Here is a 20437-nt window from a genome sequence, read left to right as displayed (position 1 = left end):
ATTGGACACGCCCGCCTAGCGTTGACGTAGGTTGCGGAGCTGTTTGTTCCACAACCTGTACATGCGAGGAGTGTCCCCGAGGTGAGCGAAAAGAAGGCAAGCGTCTTGCAGGGCTTCAAAGCCTTCCTGATGCGTGGCAACGTCGTCGATCTGGCAGTCGCGGTGGTGATCGGCGCGGCCTTCACGAACATCGTCAACTCGGTGGTGAAGGGGATCATCAACCCGCTCATCGGAGCGGTCGGTACCAAGAACCTGGACAGCTACAGTTCCTGCCTCAAGGGCCCCTGCACCGGCACGGGGGACAGCGCGACGGGCGTCCGGATCCTGTGGGGGTCCGTCCTGGGCGCGACCCTCACCTTCGTGATCACCGCTGCGGTCGTGTACTTCCTGATGGTCCTGCCCATGTCGAAGTACCTGGCGAAGGCGGAGGCCCGCAGGAAGGCCAAGGAGGGCACGCAGGAGATCATCGAGGTGACCGAGCTGGAAGTGCTCAAGGAGATCCGCGACGCGCTGGTCGCCCAGCGGGGCTCGGGGCACAGCGAGCGGTAGCGGCGCTCGACGGAGCCCTGCGGGCGGTGCTCCGTCAGGGCTCCCGGGCCTGCCGGACCGCCCCGGCCCGTCGGGTTCACACGTGGTGGGGCGGCTTCTCGTCGAGGAAGCGCTTCAGGTCGGCGACGCTGTCGCCCTCGGGTGACGGCCGCTCGCCCCAACCTCGGTCGGTGTCGTCCGAGGACTGCCGGTCCAGCGGGTCGTCGAAGATCAGCGCGGCCTTCGGGTCGCGCGGCTCGGAGGCGGAGGGGGTGCTCATCCCTCCAGAGTACGGCCCCGGCACCCGCTCGGGTCAGGGCCGGACCGCCGAACGCGCACCCCGCGGGCCCGTGGATTCCGCGGATTCCACGCAAGATTTTCCGCCGATTGTCTGCTGTGCTGGTACCCATGACGTCCAGTACGCCCCCGTCGGCTTCTCCTCCTCCCTCCGGGCCCCCCAACTCCCCGGCGCCCACCCGCTTGAAGCCACTGCGCAGCCTGACCGCGCGCGGGAGGGGCGAGACGCACCGGGTCGCCTCGCCCCTCGAGCTCTTCTTCGACCTGTGCTTCGTCGTGGCCATCGCCCAGGCGGGCATCCAACTGGTGCACGCCGTGGCCGAGTCCCACGCGGGCGAGGGAATCCTCAACTACGCGATGGTCTTCTTCGCCATCTGGTGGGCGTGGATGAACTTCACGTGGTTCGCGTCGGCGTACGACAACGACGACGTCCTGTACCGGATCGTCACACTGGTGCAGATCGCCGGGGTCCTGGTGCTGGCGGCGGGCATCTCGCGGGCGTTCGAGGACCACGAGTTCGTGGCCGTCTGGTTGGGCTACGCGATCATGAGGTTCGCGTTGAGCTGGCAGTGGCTGCGCGTCGCGTGGTCCGCCGAGGGCGCGGAGCGGACGATGGCGCTGCGGTACGCGGCGGGCGTGCTGATCTGCCAGGTCGGGTGGCTGGGGCTGCTGATCCTGCCCGAGGGCGGCAGGGCGTGGCTGTTCCTGGTGATGGCGCCGCTCGAGATGTGCGTGCCGATCTACGCGGAGAAGGACCATCCGACGTCCTGGCATCCGCATCACATCGCCGAGCGCTACGGCCTGTTCACGATCATCGTGCTGGGCGAGACGATCGCGGCGGCGACGGTCGCCGTGAAGTCCGGCATCGACGAGAACGACGCGCTGGGCGAGCTGCTGCCGATCGCGGTGGGCGGGCTGCTGATCGTCTTCGCCGCCTGGTGGATCTATTTCGTGGTGCCCATCCATGGGCATCTGCGCTCCAGCAGGCAGGCGTTTCTGTGGGGCTACGGGCACTACGTCGTCTTCGCCTCGGCCGCCGCGATCGGGGCGGGTCTGGAGGTGGCGGTCGAGCAGGCGGTCGGCGAGGCCGCAATCTCGACGCTCGCCGCGTCGGCCTCCGTCACCCTGCCGACCGCGCTGTACCTGCTGACGGTCTGGGTCCTGCACGCACGCCACTTCAAGGTGGGTACGGCCCAGCAACTGGTGCTGCCCGTCGCCGCGCTGCTGGTGATCTGCGGCACCTTCCTCGGCGAGTGGGCGGTCCTCACGGCCGGCGTGGTGTCGGCGCTGGCGGTGGCCACCGGGACCACCCTGACGGCGCGCATGGTCGCGCGGGAGTCACGGGAGAGCCCCGGACGAGCTTCGAGCGCGGTGATCTGACGGGGCGTGACAGCGCCACACAGACGCCGGCCGGGCGAGACTGGCACCCATGACAGTTGACGCTCTGACGGACGTCGCCGGTGTACGCGTGGGACACGCCACGCGGACCGGCGACGGATGGCTCACCGGCACCACGGTCGTTCTCGCACCGGAGGGGGGTGCCGTGGCCGCCGTGGACGTGCGCGGTGGCGGTCCCGGCACGAAGGAGACCGACGCCCTCGATCCACGCAATGTGGTGCAGCGGGTCGAGGCGATCGTGCTGACCGGCGGCAGCGCCTACGGGCTGGACGCGGCGTCCGGCGTGATGGCGTGGCTCGAGGGTCAGGGGCGTGGGGTTCTCGTCGGCACGGACCCGACGCACGTCGTGCCGGTGGTGCCCGCCGCCTGTGTCTTCGACCTGGCGCGGGGCGGTGACTTCCGGGCCCGTCCGAACGCCGCCACCGGCCTGGCGGCCGTGGAGGAGGCCGCGGCGAGCGCTGCGGGGGCTCCGGTGCGGGAGGGGTGCGTGGGCGCGGGGACAGGGGCCGCGGTCGGGCTGATGAAGGGTGGGGTCGGCAGCGCGAGCGTGCTTCTCGACTCGGGGGTCACAGTGGCCGCGCTGGTGGTGGCGAACGCGGCGGGCTCGGTGACGGATCCGGAGACGGGTGTGCTGTACGGGGAGTTGTTCCAGGGGCGTGCGGAGTATCCGGAGGCCCGCGTCCACGAGGCCGCGCGCCGGCGTCTGGCCGCGATCACGGCGAAGAACGCGCCTCCCCTGCTCAACACCACGCTCGCGGTGGTCGCCACCGACGCGGACCTGACGAAGGCACAGGCGCAGAAGCTGGCGGGCACGGCGCACGACGGGATCGCGCGGGCCGTGCGTCCGGTGCATCTACTCAACGACGGGGACACCGTCTTCACGCTGGCGACGGGCGCGCGCCCCCTCGACCCCGACCATCCGCTCGCCCTGAACGACATCCTCGCGGCGGGCGCGGACGTGGTGACGCGCGCGATCGTGCGGGCCGTGCGCGCCGCCGAGTCGGTGACCGGGCCGGGCGGGTCGTGGCCGTCGTACGAGGAGTTGTACGGGGGCCGGTGACTCCGCGGGCCTCGAAAGGCGATTGTCCCGGTTCCGTCACGCGATCGTGCCAACGGCGACCGGAGGGAACCTCACCGGCCGCCGGATCCCTCCTTCTCCACGTACTGGAGCGGATCACTCACATCACACGAAGCTGGAGCAGCCCGTGACTACGGCGGACATAGCAGTGCGGCGCGCGGTCGGAGCCTGTGCCGTCCTGGTGGTCGGTGCCCTGACCCTGACCGCCTGTGGGGGCAGCGCCAACGCCAAGGACAAGGACGGGGACGCCAAGGGTGGCAGCAGCGTCAAGACGTCCACGGCGAAGATCGTCATCTCGGCGAAGGACGGCTCGACGAGCGCGTCGATCAACGCGACCGGAGTGAAGGTGAGCGACGGCCGGCTCACCGAGGTGAAGATGACGGTGGCCGGGTCGGGGCAGGCCGTCGAGGGCTCTCTGTCGGCCGACGGCAGCACCTGGAAGCCGAAGGAGCAGCTGGAGCGCGGGACGAAGTACCAGATATCGGCGACCGCGAAGGACGCGAACGGCAAGACGGCCGCCGCCAACTCCATCTTCACCACCGTCTCTTCGGCCAACAGCTTCATAGGGACGTACACGCCGGACAACGGCACCACGGTCGGCGTCGGAATGCCGGTGTCGTTCACCTTCGACAAGGCCATCAGCGACACGAAGTCCGTGCAGTCGCACATCACGGTCAGCTCCAGCAGCGGCCAGCAGGTGGTCGGGCACTGGTTCGGGGCGCAGCGGCTCGACTTCCGTCCCGAGGAGTACTGGAAGGCCGGCTCCAAGGTGACGATGAAGATCGACCTGGACGGAGTCGAGGGCGCCAACGGCGTCTTCGGGGTGCAGAAGAAGACGGTCACCTTCACCGTCGGGCGGTCGCAGGTGTCCACGGTCGACGTGAACACGCAGACCATGACCGTGGTGCGGGACGGACAGACCCTGAAGTCGGTTCCGATCTCGTCGGGGAGCCCGGAGCACACCACGTACAACGGGCAGATGGTGATCTCCGAGAAGTTCACGCAGACGCGTATGAACAGCCAGACGGTGGGCCTGGGCGGCGAGTACGACATCCCGGACGTGCCGCACGCGATGCGTCTGACGCAGTCCGGCACCTTCATCCACGGCAACTACTGGTACAGCAGGGGCAATCCGCCGTTCGGTCGTACCGGCACCAGCCACGGCTGCGTGGGGCTCGCGGACGCACAGGGCGCGCAGGGTGACACGCCCGCCAAGTGGTTCTACGACAACTCGCTGATCGGCGATGTGGTGATCGTCAAGAACTCGCCCGACAAGACGGTGTCGCCGGACAACGGGCTCAACGGGTGGAACATGTCCTGGGCCGAGTGGACCGCGGGGAGCACCGCGTGATCGGCCGAGACGCCCTCTGACCGGCGATTTCTGATGGGCCGTCGGGCCGGGCGGGAATTTTTCGCGCGGGCCCGACGTTTTCACGGCGTAGGTTTTCTCGGTTCCCGGACATGATGTCCGACCGAGGGGCTACGGTATGCACCCACAAGGTGACATGCAGCAACGCCGGGAGAAACCTTGAGCGTTCCGTACGAGACGACAGCGTACGAACCAGCCGAGTCGCCCGAGTCTCCGGAGGAGCACCTCGCGCGACTGCTCGGTCGCGCCCTGAACTCGTTCGAGCTGCCCGACGAAGCCCTGCGGCGGCTCGACTGCGCACTCGCGCACGACAGTTCCCTGCACTCCGCGCACCACAGCGCGGGCCTGCACCGGGAGACGTACCGGCACACCTGGTTGCTGGCCGACGGCTGCGCGCTCACGCTGTGGGAGCTCGTGCACAACACCGCGCCGGGCAGCGAGCCGCAGCACGAGGTGTACGTCGACGAGGAGGAGCTGCGCGCCGCCACGGCCCGGCTGCCTCTGCCGTCGGACACTCCGGACTTCGAACTGCCGGTGCTGGTGCAGCTGTCGCCGGTCCCCGGGCCCCGGCATGTGTACGTGCCGGACGATTCGGCGGACCACGCGCGCAGGCTGCTGCGCCGTGCGGAGAACCCCGACCGGCCGGACGCGGACACGGCCGCGCTGCTGAAGTCGGCGTTCGCGCACCAGATCACCCAGGCCTTCGGGCGGCCCTGTCGCGCGGGCCGGATCGGACTGGGCTACTCGCTCTACGAGCACGCGTTCCTGCTGCGGGACGGGCGGGAGATCTCCCTGTGGGAGGTCGAGCACACGGCGACGCCCGACGGGCGGCACATGTGCGAGGTGTACGTGTCCGAGGCCGCGGCCCGGGACGCGATGGAACGCCGGGCGGCGCAGGTCTCCTGAGCCGTTCCGCGGCCCCGTCGAGCCGTCGGTCAGCGGCCGCCGTCGAGCTGTCGTACGAGGCCGGCGAAGGCGTCCCTCTCCGCCGGGGTCAGTTCGACGGCCTCCCGGCCGGGACCGGACTGCCGTTGGCGCGGAAGGGCGGGCAGCACCGGCGGGGTGGGGAGCACGGCGTGGGCCTCGCTGCCCGTGCGGCTGCGCCGCAGGATGCGGGTCACGAAGACCAGCCAGGCGATGGACGCCACGGCGAGGACCGTCAGGGCCGCCAGCTGAGGGGACGTTAGATGCACGGGCATACCGCCCAGTAGACACCACGGTCCGGACCTATGTCCCGGACCGTGATGTATCTCGCATGCCACACAGATCACGCAGACCGCTCACACCGCGCGATAGCCCTGTTCGGTGCGGAGATCCTTTAATCGCCGCAGATGGTCATCAGTAGCCACAAGCCGTGACGGGCAGCCGCGGCCGAAGCCAGGGCCGGAGCCGGCCGCGGCCGTCGCCGGCTATGCGGCCACCGGCTGCTTCGCCTGCGCCTCCGTGGCGGCCGCGGACTCCTCGGTCGTCCCGGGCTCGACGGCGCCGGGGACCGGCTTGCGCAACCCCTTGAGGACGATGACCAGGGCCGTCGTCACGCACACGCCGGCCGCGATGGCGACCAGGTACAGGAACGGGTCGCCGATCAGCGGGACCACGAAGATGCCTCCGTGCGGGGCGCGGAGCGTGGCGCCGAAGGCCATCGACAGGGCGCCGGTGACCGCGCCGCCCGCCATCGAGGCGGGGATGACGCGCAGCGGGTCGGCCGCGGCGAACGGGATCGCGCCCTCGGAGATGAAGGAGGCGCCCAGGACCCAGGCGGCCTTGCCGTTCTCGCGCTCGGTCGGGGTGAAGAGCTTCTTGCGGACGGTGGTCGCGAGCGCCATGCCCAGCGGCGGGACCATGCCCGCGGCCATCACGGCGGCCATGACCTTCATCGCGGAGTCGCTGGGGTCCTGGACGGCGATGCCGGCCGTGGCGAAGGCGTACGCGACCTTGTTGACGGGGCCGCCGAGGTCGAAGCACATCATCAGGCCGAGCAGCACGCCCAGCAGGACGGCGTTGGTGCCGGAGAGGCCGGCCAGCCAGTCCGTCATGCCCTTCTGGGCCTCGGCGATGGGCTTGCCGACCACGACGAACATCAGGAAGCCGACGATCAGCGAGGAGATCAGCGGGATCACCACCACCGGCATGATGCCGCGCAGCACCGGCGGGATCTTGATCCGCTGGATCGCGAGGACGATGCCACCCGCCAGCAGACCGGCGACCAGGCCGCCGAGGAAGCCGGCCGCGATGTTGGAGGCGATCATGCCACCGACGAAGCCGGGCACGAGACCGGGCCGGTCCGCCATGCCGTACGCGATGTAGCCGGCCAGGACCGGGATGAGGAAGCCGAAGGCGACTCCGCCGATCTGGAACAGCAGGGCGCCCCAGCTGTCGACCTGGGTCCAGGAGAAGTGCTCCATGACCGAGGGCGCCTTGTTGATCTCCCAGCCGCCGATCGCGAAGCCGAGAGCGATCAGCAGGCCGCCCGCGGCGACGAACGGGACCATGTAGCTGACGCCCGTCATCAGCCACTTGCGCAGCTTGGTGCCGTAGCTGTCACCGGATTCGCCGGTCCGCTCGACCGGCGTTGCACCGCCGGCCGCGGACGCGCTGACCTCACCGCGCGCCGCCTTCCCGCGCACCTCGGTGATGAGTGCGGCGGGCCGGTTGATGCCCGCCTTCACGCCGACGTCCACGGTGGGCTTGCCGGCGAAGCGGTCCTTGTCGCGTACGGGGACGTCGTGGGCGAAGATCACGCCGTCTGCCGCGGCGATGGCGGCCGGGTCGAGCCGGGTGAAGCCGGCCGAGCCCTGCGTCTCGACGACCAGTTCGACGCCCGCCTCACGGCCCGCGTTCTCCAGGGACTCGGCCGCCATGTAGGTGTGGGCGATGCCGGTCGGGCAGGAGGTGACGGCGACGATCCGGAAGGGGCGCGCGGCCGTGGCGTCCTTGTCGTCGCCGGTGGCCGTGTCGGCGTCGGCGGAGGCCGCCGCCGACGCCGACACGGAGTCTGCGGAAGTGCCTTCGGCCTCGGCGACGGGGGCGTCGGCAGCCGGAGCATCGGCAGCCGGAGCATCGGTGGCCGGAGCATCGGCGGCCGGGGCGTCGGTGGCGGGGGCCGCGTCGCCGCGGATCAGGGCCGCCGCGGCCGCCGCGTCGCCTGCCGAGCGCAGCGCGTCGGTGAACTCGGCGTTCATCAGCTGACGGGCGAGCGACGACAGGATCGTCAGGTGGGCGTCGTCCGCGCCGGCGGGGGCGGCGATCAGGAAGATCAGGTCGGCGGGGCCGTCGGCCGCGCCGAAGTCGATGCCGGCGGCGCTGCGTCCGAAGGCGAGTGTCGGTTCGGTGACGTGGGCGCTGCGGCAGTGCGGGATGCCGATGCCGCCGTCGAGGCCGGTGGGCATCTGGGCCTCACGGGCGGCCACGTCGGCGAGGAAGCCCTCCAGGTCGGTCACCCGGCCCAGGGCCGCCATGCGCTCGGCGAGGGATCGCGCCGCCGCTTCCTTTGTTTCGACGGACAGGTCGAGATCGACCAGGTCCGCGGTGATCATGTCGCTCATCGCGGGCTCCTTCGCACGCGTGTCGCCCGGGACGTGGGGTGGTGGGCGAGGGTGGGGACGGGGACGGGGGTTGTTACGGCGGTGCAGTGAGGGGAGGTGAGGGAGGCGCAGGGCGGGCCGGGGAAGTCCCGCCTTTGTGGGGTGTCAGGCGGGTTCGGACCGTGCCTCCCCTGATCGGCGGGGCGGCTCGGGCGGCCCTGCCGACCGTGTCGGGCGGCGAGTGACGAGGAACTTCGCCGCTCGACGACCGGTTCGCCGGGCGGGATGGGGAACGGGGGAGTCGTCGTCGGCACGGGGGACACCGCGGGGCTCGTCGTCATGACACCGGCTCCTTCAGTTCACGGTCCACCGGCACCTGCGCGGTGACTGTCACCGCCGCCGGGTCCAGGTCGTCCGGGGTCGGCATCACGCTGCCGGGCAGCTGGACGGCCGCCGCTCCGTGCGCGACGGCGGAGGCGAGTGCCGCGGGGCCGCTTCCTCCGGCGACGAGGAAGCCGGCGAGGGAGGAGTCGCCCGCTCCCACATTGCTGCGTACGACGTCGACGCGGGCGCTCGCGAACCAGGTGCCGGTGTCCTCCACGAGCAGCTGTCCGTCGGCGCCCAGGCTCGCGAGCACGGCGCGGGCGCCCATGCCGCGCAGTTCCTCGGCCGCCTTCACCGCGTCGCCCACGGTGGCCAGGGGGCGCCCGACGGCCTCCGCGAGCTCCTCGGCGTTCGGCTTCACCACGTCGGGCCGCTCCCGGAGCGCCTCCAGGAGCGCACGCCCGGAGGTGTCCAGGGCGATACGTGCGCCTCCGGCGTGCGCCCGCGCGACCACTTCGGCGTACCAGGAGGGCGAGAGGCCCCGGGGCAGGCTTCCGCAGCAGGCGATCCAGTCGGCGTCGCGGGACTGCTCGCGGACCGTCTCCAGGAGCAGTTCCTGTTCCGCCGGGGACAGTTCGGGGCCGGGTGCGTTGATCTTCGTCAGGACGCCGTCCGACTCCGCGAGCGCGATGTTCGAGCGGGTGGCTCCGGCGACCGGGACCGGCGCGACCTCGATGCCCTGCGCGTCTAGCAGGTCGGCGACGAGTGCGCCCGGCGCACCACCCAGGGGCAGGACGGCGACCGTGCGCCGTCCGGCGGCCGCGACGGCGCGCGAGACGTTCACGCCCTTGCCGCCCGGGTCCATCCGCTCGCCGGTGGCGCGGATGACCTCGCCGCGGTCGAGGGACGGGACCTCGTAGGTGCGGTCCAGGGAGGGGTTGGGGGTGACGGTGAGGATCATGCGCGTACTACTTCCGTGCCGCCGCGCTCGATGGCGGCCGCGTCGTCGGGGCTCAGCCCGCTGTCGGTGATCAGCAGGTCCACGTCGCTCAGGTCGCCGAAGCGGGCGAAGTGCTCCTGACCGTGCTTGGCGGAGTCGGCGAGCAGCACCACGCGGCGCGCGGCGGCGACGGCCGCCCGCTTCACCGCGGCCTCGGCGAGGTCGGGAGTGGTCAGCCCGTGCTCGGCGGAGAACCCGTTGGCGGCGACGAACAGGACGTCGGCGCGGATCTCGCCGTACGCGCGCAGCGCCCACGCGTCCACGGCGGCGCGCGTCCGGTGCCGTACGCGCCCCCCGACGAGGTGCAGCTGCATGCCCGGGTGGTCCGCGAGGCGGGCCGCGATGGGCAGGCTGTGCGTGACGACGGTGAGCGAGGCCTCCAGCGGGAGGGCGGCGGCCAGGCGGGCGACCGTGGTGCCGGCGTCGAGGATCACCGTGCCCTCGGTGGGCAGTTCCGTGAGGGCCGCCTTGGCGATGCGGTCCTTCTCGTCGGCGGAGGTGCCTTCGCGTTCGGCGAGGTCCGGTTCGAAGTCGAGGCGTCCGGCCGGAATGGCGCCGCCGTGCACACGGCGCACCAGGCCGGCCCGGTCGAGGGCCTTCAGATCGCGGCGGATCGTCTCCGCCGTGACCTGGAACTCCTCGGCCAGCGACAGGACGTCCACCCGGCCGCCGTCACGGGCGAGCCGCAGGATCTCCTGCTGCCGCTCCGGTGCGTACATGTCCGTTACCCTCCGACCGTTACCAGATTTATGCCCGAACTTGTGGTTTCGCCTGGAGGCTACGCCCGGATTTCCGGAAAGTAAACAGGTTCGGACGTGATCCGGGCATGAACGGACTTCCGCCCCTGTCGCCCTCTGCACCGCCACCCTCTCCATTGCGCCCCTTCCACCCGCACTCCCCCTCTGCACTGCCGCCCCTTCCACCCGCACTCCCCCTCTGCACTGCCACCCCTTCCATCCGCGCTCCCCCTCTCCGTTGCCACCCGTTTCGCTCGCCCTGCGTCTATTTCCGCGCTGCCACGCTTCCGCCCCTGCGCCAGGGCATGCGTGAGGGGCCCGTCACCGATCAGGTCGATCAGGTGACGGGCCCCTCACGCGGGAACGTCGGCTCAGGCGATGAGCTCGCGCTCCCGGTCCCCGGAGGGGGCCGCCTCCGGGGCGTCCTCGGCGCCGCCCTCCAGGTGCTGCGCCGGCCGCTTCGGCAGGGCGAACATCAGCAGGAAGATCGCGAACATCACCAGGGCCACCCAGCGCAGAGCGTGCTCGAAGGCGTTCACGAAGGCGGGGCCCACCTCGGCCGGGGTCAGCCGGTCGCCGATCTGCCCGAAGAAGACGACCGCGACCAGACCGAGCCCGAGCGCGTTGCCCATCTGCTGGACGGTGTTGATCAGCCCGGACGCCGAACCCGCGTGCTCACGCGGTACGTCCGACAGCACCGCGTCGGTCAGCGGGGCGACGATCAGCCCCATGCCGACGCCCATCACGACCAGCGGAAGCGCCATCTGCCACGGGGCGATGCCGAGGCCGTACCGCGCGGACTCCCCGATGTAGAGGAGTACGCCGATGGCCATGGTCAGGGCGCCCGTCTGCAGCACCTTGCGCCCGAAGCGCGGGACCAGCTTCTGCACGGACAGCCCGGCGGCCGTCGACACGGCGAGCGAGAACGGCACCCCGGTCAGACCGGCCTTCAGCGGGCTCCAGCCGAGCCCGGTCTGCATGTACAGCGTCCAGACCAGGAAGAACACGCCGAGACCGACCCCGAATACGGTCTGTACGGCGACGCCCGCCGCGAAGCTGCGCACCCGGAAGAGGGAGAGCTCGATCAGCGGCGAGCCGTCCCGCGCGCCCTTGCGCCGTTCGTACGCGACCAGCGCCCCGAAGACACCGATCGAGCCGGCCATCGACACGTATCCCCACACCGGCCAGTCGAGCTCGCGGCCGCGGGTGAGCGGGTAGAGCAGCATGAGCAGGCCGAGGGTGACCAGGACGACACCGACGATGTCCAGCTTCAGCGCCTTGGGCGCCTTGGACTCCGTGATGAAGCGGCTGCCGAGGATCAGTCCCGCGATACCGACCGGCAGGTTGATGAGGAAGATCGGCCGCCACTCGAGACCGAACAGGTTCCACTCCGTCAGCAGCGCGCCGAGCAGCGGCCCGGAGACGGCGCCCAGCCCCACGATCGCGCCGAAGAGCCCGAAGACCTTCCCCCGCTCGTGCGCCGGGAAGGTGGCGTGCACGATCGACAGCACCTGCGGCACCATCATCGCCGCCATGGCGCCCTGGAGGATGCGGGAGGCGACCAGCATCTCCGGGTTCGCGGCGAAGCCGCACAGCGCGGAGGCGAGGGTGAAGCCGCCGATGCCGAGGAGGAACAGCCGCTTGCGGCCGTGGATGTCGCCGAGTCGGCCCCCGGTGATGAGCCCGGCGGCGAAGGCGAGCGCGTAACCGGCGGTGATCCACTGGATCTGGCTCCAGGAGGCGCCCGCGTCCTCCCGGATCGAGGGGATGGCGATGTTGACGATCGTGACGTCGACGAGGTCCATGAAGGCCGCGGTCATCACGATGGCGAGCGCGAACCAACGGCGACGGTCGCCCGGCGCCGCCTGGGCCGCCTGGGCCGTTCGAGGGTCGGGCGAGGACTCGGGCGAGGTCTCGAGGGAGGTCTCCGTGGAGGTCATGGTGTGACAGTAGGACCGCACTAGGTCAGATCGTGTCCTAGTTCTGCGGCATGCTCGGATGCATGACGACGGACACCCCGGCTCGGCTGCTCCAGCTCCTCTCGCTCCTCCAGACGCCCCGCGAATGGCCCGGCGGCGAGCTCGCCGACCGGCTCGGGGTCTCCCGCCGCACGGTCCGACGGGACATCGACCGGCTGCGCGAGCTGGGATATCCCGTGCAGGCGACCCTGGGCTCCGACGGCGGCTACCGGCTGGTCGCGGGCAAGGCCATGCCGCCGCTGGTGCTCGACGACGAGGAGGCGGTGGCGATCGCGGTCGGGCTGCGGGCGGGGGCGGGACACGCGCTGGAGGGCGTCGACGAGGCGTCCGTGCGGGCCCTGGCCAAGCTGGAGCAGGTGCTGCCGGCCCGGCTGCGCCACCGCGTCTCCACCCTCCAGGCCGCGACCACACCGCTGACCAGCGGGGACGGCGCGAGCATCGCACCCGAGACGCTGACCGTCATCGCCTCGACGGTGGCCGGGCAGGAGCGGCTGCGCTTCGCCTACCGCACGAAGGACGGCACCGAGTCGCGGCGCCTGACCGAGCCCTACCGCCTCGTGTCCACGGGCCGGCGGTGGTACCTCGTGGCGTACGACCTCGACCGCGAGGACTGGCGGACCTTCCGGGTGGACCGGGTCCAGGACCCGTTCGCGACCGGGGCCCGCTTCACTCCGCGCGAGCTGCCGACGGGGAGCGCGGCGGAATACCTCCGGCGATCCATCCAACTGCGCCCGGACGCCTACGAGTACGAACTCGACGTCTGCTTCGAGGCGCCGACGGAGTTCGTGACGGCACGCCTGCCCACGTGGCTGGGCACGCCGGTCGCGACGCCGACGGCGGACACCGACGGCGAGGGCGGCTGCCGGCTACAGGGGACGACCAGCCACCCGGTGGAGTGGGTGGCGATGCGGCTGGCGACGCTGGGCTGCGAGTTCTCGGTCCAGGGACCGCCGGAACTGGTGGACTGCGTACGGGAGTTCGGCGGGCGACTGAGCCGAGCGGCAGGAACGAAGGGTGCGTCCGGGAGGGGCTCGGGGGGCTAGCGCGGGAGGGGACGCGCGGGGAAAAGGGACGCGCGAGGATGGGGAGAGCGCGGGAGGGCGTGGGTCAGGCCTCCTCCGCCGGGCTCTCTTGCCACGCGAACCCGTGCAGGGCCCGCAGATTGCGCAACGCCAGCTCCGCCGGGCCCTGTCGGCCGATGGGCGGGGAGTCGGTCGCCGCCCAGCTTTCGACCGCGACCCGAACCGCCGCCCCGGCCACCGCCGCGGTGAAGCGCTGATAGGGGGAGGCAACGTTGTCGGACGCGGGAGCGGGCTCGGATGTGAGGCTGGGCGCGGGAGCGGGAGTAGAGGAGGTCTCCGGGGCGGAAGTGACGTCAGAAACGGCTGCGGAACCGGTGTCGGAAACGGCGTCAGAAACGGCTGCGGAACCGGTGTCGGAAACGGCGTCAGAAATGGCTGCAGAACCGGTGTCGGAAACGGCTGCGGAACCGGTGTCGGAAACGCCGTCCGGACCAGGCGTACGGGACGGTGTCACCGTCCGTTCCGCCAGTACCTCCGTGAGTGTCGTCTCCGAGGTGTGGCAGACCTCCGCCCAGACCTTGCCGAGCGCCGGGCTGGTTCCGGCCAGTCGGATCAGGGTGCGGACCCATTCCCAGGACGCCGACGACACCCCGCGGCCCGGGACGAGAGTGTGCCGTATCGCGTGTTCCAGGGCCTCCGGCACGGTCAGTCCGGCCGGGGCCTCACGTACCGCCTCCGCCCAGCGCTGCGCGCCCGCCGCGTAGAGCGGGGCGACGGCCTCTTCCTTGGTCGCGAAATACCGGTAGAAAGTGCGCGGGGCGATGCCCGCGGCCTGGGCGATGTCCTCGGCGCGGGTGGCCCTCAGGCCCCGGCTGACGAAGAGGCCTGCCGCCGCACGGGCGATCTCCATGCGGGTCGCCGCTTTGCGCCGCTCGGTCAGTGAAGCCGGGGCGGGATGGGGGGTCGAGCTGATCACGTCGGCAGGCTATGCCCATGTGGCACAATCTGCCATTCGGGCGGGCCACCCCGTGGTTCAGGTACGGGGTGCCCCGCCCTCTCAGCGTGCCCGTCCGCGGTGTCATATGCCCGGCGGACGTGTGCGCCCGCAATCCCCGCCCCGGCCCGGCCCGAAGTCGGGCCCGCCCGGGCACGAAGAGGAGCCGGGCCCCGGCGCCTGGGGGGAGAGGCACCGAAGCCCGGCTCGGGGAAAGTCCCGGCGCCGGGGGGATGTGCGTCGGGACTTGGCTCATGTGCGGCGGAGATCTCGGGAAGGGCTGCGAGGTCGGGTCGGCCCGAACTCCTGTGCCGACTCGGACTCCCGTGCCCAGAAGTCTTGTTCCCGCGCTCCTCCTCATTGAAGCGGCGTTCCTCCGCCATGTTTGCGCGGCGCTCCACCACCCGGCGCACGCGGGCGGGAACCCGGCACGACAGGGCGCCTGAAGCCCACTCGCCGCAGCTCCGGGCCGCGGCGCAGGCGCCCTTTCGGCCGCGAACCTCGCGGCACGACTCCGCGCAACCCCTGCGTCGACGCGGCCAAAACCCCGGCTCCAGCCGCCGGGCACTTCACCCGCTTCAGGCACTTGCGGCACGTGAGGCACGTCAGGCGAATGACTCACACGGCGTACCCCCGGCCAACAAGCGGCCCTCGACGGGGTGATGGCCTGATGGCCACCGGCACCACCGAGGCCACGGACGGCCACCGACACCCATACCGACACCGACGGCACCCCGACTCCGGAGCCTCCACGGCTCGGCCGGTACCCGGACTACGTCCCGCTCCGCCCCACCCGGGCACCGAACACCGGGCGCAGCCACCGAGACCGAGACCAGGTACCAGGCACCAAGCACCAAGCACCAGGCACCAGGCACCAAGCACCAGTCGACCATCGGTTGACGGCCGTGGACCATCGGCAGGTCATGGACCGTTCATCGACCGACGTCGCCCGGCGGAGCGTCAGGCTCCGGCCGGCCGACGGAGGTTCAAGCGCCTTACGCCGCCGCCTCGAAGCCCGTGTCGCGGGCCAGCTTCTTCAGTTCCAGCAGGGCGTGCTTCTCGATCTGGCGGATGCGTTCCCTCGTCAGACCGTGTTCCTTGCCGACCTCGGTCAGGGTGCGCTCACGGCCGTCGTCGATGCCGTACCGCATCTTGATGATGGAGGCGGTGCGCGGCTCGAGGCGGTCGATCAGGCCGTCCAGTTCCTCGCTGCGCAGGAGGGTCATGACGGACTGCTCGGGCGAGACCGCGGACGTGTCTTCCAACAGGTCGCCGAACTGGGTCTCGCCCTGGTCGTCGACCGCCATGTTCAGCGAGACCGGGTCGCGGGCCCAGTCCAGGACGTCCGTGACGCGCGCCGGCGTCGAACCGAGTTCGGTCGCGATCTCCGCGGGCTCCGGGTCGCGGCCGTTCTCGCGGTTGAACTCGCGCTGCACACGACGGATCCGGCCGAGCTCCTCCACCAGGTGGACGGGCAGGCGGATCGTGCGCGACTGGTCCGCTATCGAGCGGGTGATGGCCTGACGGATCCACCAGGTCGCGTACGTCGAGAACTTGAAGCCCTTGCGGTAGTCGAACTTCTCGACTGCGCGGACCAGACCGGCGTTGCCTTCCTGGATGAGGTCGAGGAGCGGGAGACCGCTGCGGGGGTAGCGGCGGGCCACCGCGACGACCAGCCGGAGGTTGGAGCGGATGAAGACGTCCTTGGCCCGCTCGCTCTCGACGACCAGGGCCTCGAGTTCTTCGCGCGTGGCGACGGACCGGGACTCCTCGTCGCCGTCGAGGACCTGCTGAGCGAACACACCCGCTTCGATGATCTGTGACAACTCGACTTCCTTGGCGGCGTCGAGCAGTGGTGTGCGCGCGATTTCGTCGAGGTACATGCCGACCAGGTCGCGGTCGGCGATCTCGCCGCCATGGGCGCGAACACTGCGGGCCGCGTCGGTCGTCTCGCCGTTGGCGGACTTGCGACGGGCGACGGCACGGGTTGCCATGCGTGCTCCCTTGCGATGGAGGTTCGGCGGGTGGCCCTTCAGACACCAGGCACTCTCGGACTCGGACTCTCCTCGGGTGCCCTGCATCTGATGGAAACAACGACTGGAATCAGGACAGAATTCCCAACCCGCACCCCGATTTTTATGATCTTGCAGTACCCTGTCCGACCACGCAAGGAGACGCGATGTTGTCGGAACGTACAGATGTGCAGGTCAGGTCAGGAGTCGAGGGTGACCTCGAAGCCCTCACAAGCCTCTACAACCACTACGTACGTGAGACGCCCATCACATTTGACACCGTGGCCTTCAGTCCGGAAGAGCGACGTCCTTGGCTGCTCTCCCACCCTGAAGACGGACCGCACCGCCTGATGGTTGCCACGGAAGCGGACTCACAGGGCAGTCGGCGGACCTCACAGGAAATCCTGGGTTACGCCACATCCAGCGCCTACCGGCCGAAGGCGGCCTACTCCACCTCGGTGGAGGTGACGGTCTACGTCGCCCCGCACGCCGGCCGGCGCGGCATCGGCACGCTCCTCTACACAGCGCTCTTCGAGGCGCTGGCCGGCGAGGACCTGCACCGCGCCTACGCGGGCATCGCGCAACCGAACGAAGCGTCCGCGCGGCTGCACGAACGCTTCGGTTTCCGGCATGTCGGCACGTACCGCGAGGTAGGCCGCAAGTTCGACCGCTACTGGGACGTGGCCTGGTACGAGAAGGAGCTCTGACCTCGGAGGGAGCCTCGACTCCGGGAGCAGCCCCGGCCCCCGCCCCGGCCCCGGCCCGCAAGGAGCCCCGGCCCGGGAGGGAGCCCATACCCCGCCCCCGCAAGGGGCCCCGGCCCAGGAAGGGGCCCTGGCCCGGGAAGCAGTTCCGGCCCCGGAAGGAGCGTCAGCCGAACTGCACGGACCGCTTCGCCATCCCCATCCAGAACCCGTCGATCACGGACTTCTGCGCGTCCAGCTCGCCGGACATCTCCGCCGCGCCCATGGTCACGAAGAGCGGGGCGAAGTGCTCGGTGCGCGGGTGGGCGTACCGGCCGGCCGGGGCCTTGTGGAGGAAGTCAAGCAGCCCGTCCCAGTCGCGTGTCTCCAGCGCGCGCCGGCCCCAGTCGTCGAACTCCGAGGACCAGGTCGGCACTCCTCCGCCGGTGTGCCGCAGCGCGGCCAGGTTGTGGGTGAAGAAGCCGGAGCCGACGATCAGGACGCCCTCGTCGCGCAGCGGCGCGAGCTTTCGGCCGATCTCCATCAGCTTCACGGGGTCGAGGGTCGGCATGGAGATCTGGAGGACCGGGATGTCGGCGGCCGGGAACATCTCGACGAGCGGCACGTAGGCGCCGTGGTCGAGGCCGCGGTCGGGGATGTCCTGCACGGGGATACCGGGGGCGCGCAGCAGCTTCCGTACGCTCTCGGCGAGCTCGGGCGCGCCAGGGGCGCCGTACTTCACCTGGTAGTAGTGCTCGGGGAAGCCCCAGAAGTCGTAGACCAGGGGGACCGGGTCGACGGCGCCGAGGGCGAGGGGGGCCTCTTCCCAGTGGGCGGAGACCATCAGGATCGCCTTGGGCCGGGGCAGGTCGGCGGACCAGGCGGCGAGTTCGCCGGGCCAGATCGGGTCGTCCGCGAGGGGCGGGGCGCCATGACTGAGGTAGAGGGCGGGCATGCGTTCCTGGGGGAGGGCACGCTCCTGGGGTGCGGCGGACATGGCGGCTGCTCCTTCCGGGACCTCGGCCCCTGACTCCGGAAACATCTGACATCGGAGAGCTTCCGGCTCCGAACGCTGTCGGCTCCGAACGTTCCGGCTCCGAACGCTGTCGGCTTCCAAGACCACCGGCTCCGAATGCTTCGCGACGCTTGCTTGAAATCTAAAACGTCAATATCGCACAGCATATTCCCGATTGGTTTAAATTTCAAGGAGCAGACGTTTACAGTGGAGTCCATGACGAAGGCACCCGCATCCGCTGACGAGCCCCAGTGGCTCACCCCCGAGGAGCAGCGCATCTGGCGCTCCTACGTGCACGCCACGACCCTCCTCGAAGATCACATGGACCGCCAGCTCCAGCGTGAAGCGGGTATGCCGCACATCTACTACGGCCTCCTCGTCAAGCTCGCCGAGTCCACCCACCGGCGCCTGCGGATGACCGAGCTGGCCAAGTACGCGAAGATCACCCGCTCCCGCCTCTCCCATGCCATCGCCCGGCTGGAGAAGAACGGCTGGGTGCGCCGCGAGGAGTGCGACTCCGACAAGCGCGGCCAGTTCGCCGTACTGACCGACCAGGGCCTGGAGGTGCTGAAGCGCGCCGCGCCGGGCCATGTCGCCGTCGTCCGCCACGCGGTGTTCGACCGGCTCACCCCGGAACAGCAGAAGTCCCTCGGCGAGATCATGCAGATCGTCGCCGAGGGACTTCAGCCCGATGAAGCGGGTGCGGACCTGCCCTGGCTCCGCTAGGGCCTCTCTTTCGGATCTTGCCGTCCTTCGCGGGGTGCGAACAGGGCACCGCCGCCCCAAGCCGACCTGATCCGATAGAAAGGCCCTAGATCCGTAGCCGGGTCAGTGGACCATCACCGGCACCGCGTCCTCGGCGTCCTTCGCCCCCGAGCCCGCGACCGGGCCCATGTCCGGCTTGCCGGCGTTGATGAGGGTCAGGGCGATGGTCGCGGCGGCGACCAGGATGCCGACGGCGAACCAGATGGCGCTGGTGTAGCCGTGCACCATGCCCTCCAGCTGCACCAGCTGCTGCTGGGGCTTGGAGGCGGCGCCGGCGACGTGGTCCTTGATGTACGACGTCGTCGCGGACGCGGCGATCGTGTTCAGCAGGGCGGTGCCGATCGCGCCGCCCACCTGCTGCGAGGTGTTGACCATCGCGGAGGCGACACCGGCGTCCCGCGGCTCGACGCCCAGCGTGGCCATGGACATGGCCGGCATGAACGCCGTACCCATGCCGAGGCCGAGCAGCAGCATCCCCGGCAGCAGCACGGCCGCGTACGAGGTGTTGATCTCCAGCTGGGTCAGCAGCAGCATGCCGAGCGCGGCGACCAGGAAGCCGGGGCCCATGAGCAGGCGCGGGGCGACCCGGGTCATCAGACGGGTGCCGATCTGGGTGGAGCCGGTGATCATGCCCGCGATCATCGGGAGGAAGGCGAAACCGGTCTTGACCGGCGAGTAGCCCTTCACGATCTGCAGGTAGTAGGTCAGGAAGAGGAACAGACCGAACATCGCGATGATCGCGAGGCCGAGGGAGAGGTAGACACCGCCGCGGTTGCGCTCGGTGATCACGCGCAGCGGCAGCAGCGGGGCCTTGACCTTCGACTCGACGATCACGAAGGTCGCCAGCAGGACCGCGGACGCGACGAACATGCCGACGGTCACGGAGTCGCTCCAGCCCTCGGACTCGGCGCGGGTGAAGCCGTAGACCAGGGAGACCAGACCGAGGGTGGAGAGGATGACGCCCGGGATGTCGAGGGGGGAGCGGTTGCGACCGCCCTCGGGCTCACGGATGACGAAGTAGGCGCCGGCCGCGGCGACGATCGCGAACGGGATGTTCACGAAGAACGTCCAGCGCCAGTCCAGGTACTCGGTGAGGAAACCGCCGAGGATCAGGCCGACGGCGCCGCCACCACCCGCGATCGCGCCGTAGATGCCGAAGGCCTTGGCGCGCTCCTTCGCGTCCGTGAACATCACGGCGAGCAGGGAGAGCGCGGCGGGCGCGAGCAGGGCGCCGAACGCACCCTGCAGGGCGCGGGCACCGAACATCATCGCCTCGTTGGCGGCCGCGCCACCTAGCGCGGAGGCCACGGCGAAGCCGCCCAGACCGACGACGAAGGCGCGCTTGCGGCCCCACAGGTCGGCGATGCGGCCGCCGAAGAGCAGCAGACCGCCGAAGGCGAGGGCATAGGCGGTGACGATCCACTGCCGGTTGCCGTCGGAGATGCCCAGGTCCTGCTGGGCGGAGGGCATCGCGATGTTCACGATGGTGGCGTCGAGGACGACCATCAGCTGGGCGAGGGCGATGAAGGCCAGCGCTTTCCAGCGGTTGGCGTCCGGGCCGCCCGTCTTACCGGGGGCCTTCAGGGCTGTTTCAGACATGGGGATACCCGCTTCGGGACTTCGTGACGGAAAAGGGTGAAGTAAAGGGCGACTCGTCAACGCTGACGGGTCGTTGCTCGATGGACGTGATGACTCATCAGGGTCGTGATGAC

General features: G+C 70.5%; 18 protein-coding genes. 8 read left to right on the top strand and 10 right to left on the bottom strand.

Features of this window, described 5'->3' with window-relative positions:
• Nucleotides 1–81: 81 nt before the first annotated feature.
• Entirely contained in the window at nucleotides 82–549 is a 468-nt protein-coding gene (gene mscL, locus ACIRPU_RS27180) for a large conductance mechanosensitive channel protein MscL (RefSeq protein ID WP_403871818.1), read from the top strand.
• 76 nt (nucleotides 550–625) lie between these two features.
• Here mscL and ACIRPU_RS27175 read toward each other — a convergent pair whose 3' ends face one another.
• Nucleotides 626–808 (bottom strand): hypothetical protein, encoded by a 183-nt coding sequence (locus tag ACIRPU_RS27175; RefSeq protein ID WP_355707572.1) that lies wholly within the window; start codon nucleotides 806–808, stop codon nucleotides 626–628.
• Nucleotides 809–936: 128 nt separating this feature from the next.
• On the opposite strand from ACIRPU_RS27175, the gene ACIRPU_RS27170 reads away from it, so the two are divergent.
• From ACIRPU_RS27170 to ACIRPU_RS27155, 4 genes are all read left to right on the top strand, one after another.
• The gene (locus ACIRPU_RS27170; protein WP_403871815.1) at nucleotides 937–2205 is read left to right on the top strand and encodes a low temperature requirement protein A; all 1269 of its coding nucleotides are present in this window, start codon (nucleotides 937–939) and stop codon (nucleotides 2203–2205) included.
• 49 nt (nucleotides 2206–2254) lie between these two features.
• Nucleotides 2255–3283: a P1 family peptidase gene (locus tag ACIRPU_RS27165; RefSeq protein ID WP_403871813.1), complete on the top strand. Its 1029-nt coding sequence runs from the start codon at nucleotides 2255–2257 to the stop codon at nucleotides 3281–3283.
• A 145-nt stretch (nucleotides 3284–3428) separates the two neighbouring features.
• Complete coding sequence (locus ACIRPU_RS27160; RefSeq protein WP_384124173.1) at nucleotides 3429–4652, top strand: Ig-like domain-containing protein; 1224 nt, start codon at nucleotides 3429–3431, stop codon at nucleotides 4650–4652.
• A gap of 177 nt (nucleotides 4653–4829) precedes the next feature.
• Entirely contained in the window at nucleotides 4830–5576 is a 747-nt protein-coding gene (locus tag ACIRPU_RS27155; RefSeq protein ID WP_351763334.1) for a DUF6227 family protein, read from the top strand.
• A gap of 29 nt (nucleotides 5577–5605) precedes the next feature.
• Here ACIRPU_RS27155 and ACIRPU_RS27150 read toward each other — a convergent pair whose 3' ends face one another.
• From ACIRPU_RS27150 to ACIRPU_RS27130, 5 genes are all read right to left on the bottom strand, one after another.
• Nucleotides 5606–5869 carry a hypothetical protein gene (locus ACIRPU_RS27150; protein ID WP_403871810.1) on the bottom strand — a complete coding sequence of 88 codons (264 nt, stop codon included), beginning with the start codon at nucleotides 5867–5869 and terminating at the stop codon, nucleotides 5606–5608.
• 210 nt (nucleotides 5870–6079) lie between these two features.
• A complete protein-coding gene (locus ACIRPU_RS27145) occupies nucleotides 6080–8215 on the bottom strand; it encodes a fructose-specific PTS transporter subunit EIIC (protein WP_403871808.1) in 2136 nt (711 codons plus the stop codon).
• A 316-nt stretch (nucleotides 8216–8531) separates the two neighbouring features.
• Nucleotides 8532–9479, bottom strand: a complete 948-nt coding sequence (gene pfkB, locus ACIRPU_RS27140) for a 1-phosphofructokinase (RefSeq protein WP_403871806.1) — start codon at nucleotides 9477–9479, stop codon at nucleotides 8532–8534.
• The gene (locus ACIRPU_RS27135) at nucleotides 9476–10237 is read right to left on the bottom strand and encodes a DeoR/GlpR family DNA-binding transcription regulator (protein WP_062645330.1); all 762 of its coding nucleotides are present in this window, start codon (nucleotides 10235–10237) and stop codon (nucleotides 9476–9478) included. The genes pfkB and ACIRPU_RS27135 overlap by 4 nt, the downstream gene beginning before the upstream one ends.
• A gap of 389 nt (nucleotides 10238–10626) precedes the next feature.
• Nucleotides 10627–12195, bottom strand: a complete 1569-nt coding sequence (locus ACIRPU_RS27130) for an MFS transporter (RefSeq protein ID WP_403871803.1) — start codon at nucleotides 12193–12195, stop codon at nucleotides 10627–10629.
• Nucleotides 12196–12257: 62 nt separating this feature from the next.
• Here ACIRPU_RS27130 and ACIRPU_RS27125 point away from each other — a divergent pair, with 62 nt between their 5' ends.
• Nucleotides 12258–13277 (top strand): helix-turn-helix transcriptional regulator, encoded by a 1020-nt coding sequence (locus tag ACIRPU_RS27125; RefSeq protein ID WP_403871801.1) that lies wholly within the window; start codon nucleotides 12258–12260, stop codon nucleotides 13275–13277.
• 64 nt (nucleotides 13278–13341) lie between these two features.
• Here ACIRPU_RS27125 and ACIRPU_RS27120 read toward each other — a convergent pair whose 3' ends face one another.
• Complete coding sequence (locus ACIRPU_RS27120; RefSeq protein WP_403872124.1) at nucleotides 13342–14166, bottom strand: TetR family transcriptional regulator; 825 nt, start codon at nucleotides 14164–14166, stop codon at nucleotides 13342–13344.
• A gap of 1079 nt (nucleotides 14167–15245) precedes the next feature.
• A complete protein-coding gene (locus tag ACIRPU_RS27115; RefSeq protein WP_355707594.1) occupies nucleotides 15246–16244 on the bottom strand; it encodes a sigma-70 family RNA polymerase sigma factor in 999 nt (332 codons plus the stop codon).
• A 185-nt stretch (nucleotides 16245–16429) separates the two neighbouring features.
• On the opposite strand from ACIRPU_RS27115, the gene ACIRPU_RS27110 reads away from it, so the two are divergent.
• Nucleotides 16430–16969: a GNAT family N-acetyltransferase gene (locus tag ACIRPU_RS27110; RefSeq protein ID WP_403871799.1), complete on the top strand. Its 540-nt coding sequence runs from the start codon at nucleotides 16430–16432 to the stop codon at nucleotides 16967–16969.
• Between the two features lie 163 nt (nucleotides 16970–17132).
• Here the strand turns inward: ACIRPU_RS27110 and ACIRPU_RS27105 are convergent, their stop codons facing one another.
• On the bottom strand, nucleotides 17133–17942 hold the full coding sequence (locus ACIRPU_RS27105) for a dioxygenase (protein ID WP_385554068.1): 810 nt from the start codon (nucleotides 17940–17942) through the stop codon (nucleotides 17133–17135).
• A 234-nt stretch (nucleotides 17943–18176) separates the two neighbouring features.
• Between ACIRPU_RS27105 and ACIRPU_RS27100 the strand changes: the two genes are divergently transcribed.
• Nucleotides 18177–18686, top strand: coding sequence for a MarR family winged helix-turn-helix transcriptional regulator (locus ACIRPU_RS27100; protein WP_385554070.1), 510 nt, complete (start codon nucleotides 18177–18179; stop codon nucleotides 18684–18686).
• Nucleotides 18687–18788: 102 nt separating this feature from the next.
• Here ACIRPU_RS27100 and ACIRPU_RS27095 read toward each other — a convergent pair whose 3' ends face one another.
• A complete protein-coding gene (locus tag ACIRPU_RS27095) occupies nucleotides 18789–20324 on the bottom strand; it encodes an MFS transporter (RefSeq protein WP_355707602.1) in 1536 nt (511 codons plus the stop codon).
• Nucleotides 20325–20437: the final 113 nt, after the last annotated feature.

The sequence above is a fragment of the Streptomyces sp. NPDC102259 genome, from assembly GCF_044766465.1.
In the GTDB taxonomy this organism is placed as follows: domain Bacteria; phylum Actinomycetota; class Actinomycetes; order Streptomycetales; family Streptomycetaceae; genus Streptomyces.
Note: the sequence above shows the minus strand (reverse complement) of the source record. Positions and strands in the feature narration are given on the sequence as shown.